We start from the raw sequence: 500 nt of genomic DNA on the forward strand, positions 1-500 counted from the left end.
CTGACATGCGTGCATTTCCATTGATGTTCTTCTTACGCTTTTTCCTCAATCACGGTTTGTTAGACGTGACGAATCGTCCGCAATGGTACGTTATCAAGGGTGGTTCACGTGCTTATATTCCACCTTTAACGCAAGGATTTGCAGACAAGATTCGATTGAATAGTCCGGTTGAAAAAGTCGTTCGCAGTGAACAAGGTGTAGCGATTTATGCAAATGGGCAGTGTGAATGGTTTGATGAAGTCATTTTTTCTTGCCATAGCGACCAGGCTTTAGCAATGCTTAGTGACCCCTCGTCATGTGAAAACGACATTTTGTCGAATATGACTTACCAAGCAAATGATGTGGTTCTTCACACTGACACGAGTGTATTACCGAAACGAAAATCTGCATGGGCATCGTGGAACTATTTGCTGGAAGGAGGCGAAGAGGAGCTGCAACGATTGCCGTCCCTGACGTACAACATGAACATTTTGCAGCATATCGACTCTTCTGACACATTC

1 pseudogene is annotated in these 500 nt (G+C 44.2%); it reads left to right on the plus strand.

What is annotated here, in order from left to right:
- A pseudogene (locus tag R7E78_RS31145) lies at positions 1 to 500 on the plus strand (FAD-dependent oxidoreductase); the annotation flags it as partial.

This window comes from Vibrio sp. YT-19(2023) (genome assembly GCF_033337395.1).